The 1,963-nt window shown below is 32.8% G+C and carries 1 protein-coding gene; it reads right to left on the reverse strand.

Annotation, left to right across the window (positions count from 1 at the left end):
* Positions 1-288: 288 nt before the first annotated feature.
* Positions 289-921, reverse strand: a complete 633-nt coding sequence (locus Q8907_16745; protein ID MDP4275917.1) for an energy transducer TonB — start codon at positions 919-921, stop codon at positions 289-291.
* Positions 922-1,963: the final 1,042 nt, after the last annotated feature.

Below are 1,963 nucleotides of genomic sequence, written 5' to 3' on the forward strand. Positions count from 1 at the left end.
AAAACGGTCAAATTGTTTTGTAACTGTCATTTATAAAAATATAAAAACTTTGTCGTCTAACCTTTTTTTTTATCCGTTATTTAGAACCCGTTTGTTTCAAATTTTCCTAACCAGTCAATTGGAACCTTCTCGAATACTTTTATACAATTGCGGCTAACGTTGGCGCTATGGTTAGTTGCCGATTTCGAAGCACTTCTTATCAAGTTAAACAGAACTTCAATAAGAGTAGAACCCTTGAAATAAGCACTGCAACGGCAATTAACTATAGCGCGTGTTAGCGGGCGTAAATTATTTATAATCAATATTTATCGGTATTGTATACATTTGTCTAATCGGCTTACCATATAAATATACTGGCTCCCAATTCGGCAATTGCTTTATAATTTCAATCACTTTCCGGTCAATTTCTTGATTGATTCCACGCATTATCCTAGGATTATTCACTTTCCCAGTTGAATCAATCTCAAATTGAACGAATAATCGAGTTTTTGTTTTAACCGAATCTATTTTGAAAGATTCTCCAATCAAACGAGATGAAATAAATTTGAACATTTCATTTATACCGCCAGGAAATTGAACATCTTTTCTCCAATTCTTTGTGTTATTAAGGCTATCAGTTAATTTTTTTGCTCGTTGCAAAAAGTCTGGCCCATATTTTACTTTTAATAAATCAATCATTACAGAATCATAACACTTGTAATAATCCAAGGAATCAGTAAAATACCAATTTATACTATAGTATTTTTTTAAAACATAAAAATATGTGTTCTCAACAGGTAAAATCTCTTCAGAATGAAAGGAAAAATCAGATTTTTTAAAATCATTTTTAGCGCATTCATTGGCTTTCATGCAATCAGTCTGTGCATTTGCATAACTGAAGTACAAAATCAAGATTAATATTGCAAGTGTCGTTGACTTCATTTTTTTATGCCCGCTAACATCTCTGCAACTGCAGAATTCCTGTTATATCAGCCTTATCTATATGGGTTGTTCTTTTGTAATGAATAGATTTATTGCATATAGAAAAATTTATCCTGCTTTTGCCTGCTTCCATTTAATTTATATCTCGTTGTTTAGTTTATCAAAAAATCCTCTCAAAATTATTTTCAGAATTAAAGGTATACTTTTTTATTCAAACAAAGTAATTTTAAAAAAATATTCAACAGGGCCAGCAAACTTTTAATCTGGTCTAATTTTCTTATATCGTACCTGACGACACCTAAAGACTATTGGGTTATTCGTTTTACTACCAATGTATTGAGGTAGAATTAAATTCATGAAGTTTTTTCGGAGAGTCCGTCAGCCGGCGGATCAACGCAAGTAAAATAATTTAAGTTTCGCAAGTAAAATTTAGGCTGCTTCAGATATATGTTTCCGGAGCAAGCTGACCACCATTCCGGCCATATTGACCCTCTTGGAGGATTTAGGATAATTTCATGTCAAAGGAATTGAAAGAACTTTTAAATCACATAAGTTCTAATACTCGGCGAAGCCGTTAAAAACAATTCCTTATTGACGAAAAACTGTTTGAGCGCATTCGCCTACTGGCGAAGAAGCGAGTTTTTTTCGTCAAGTCTTTTTTGCTTCCTTTTTGTGACGACAAAAAGGAAGAGATTAAAGTAGACACTAATAATTAGAAATAATAACTTAATTTAAATTTCGCATTTAAATATTTCCCTGAACGGAATAAAATTAAAGTCTGTGATTATTTTCCATTAATCAACCCCACACCCTTAAGAAAGGGATAAAACAGGCCGGTGATTCATTAAAAAGTTCCAGGACTTTCCTGAGCGAAACCTTTAAAACAAATCCTTTGTGGCTAAAAGTATTTTTTGCGTCTCTGTGCCTTAGTGTGAAACGCATTTCTCGCAAAGACGCAAAGTCGCCAAGTTTTAAGGCAAAGAACAGCACATTTCCGAGTACCTCATTTTAACTCATTGTTTTTCAATGTAATGATATTCTC

Source organism: Bacteroidota bacterium (assembly GCA_030706565.1).
In the GTDB taxonomy this organism is placed as follows: domain Bacteria; phylum Bacteroidota; class Bacteroidia; order Bacteroidales; family JAUZOH01; genus JAUZOH01.

What these genes read in the sequence shown, in the direction of transcription:
- Q8907_16745 (MDP4275917.1), bottom strand. Translation starts at nt 921, where the DNA reads ATGAAGTCAACGACACTTGCAATATTAATCTTGATTTTGTACTTCAGT.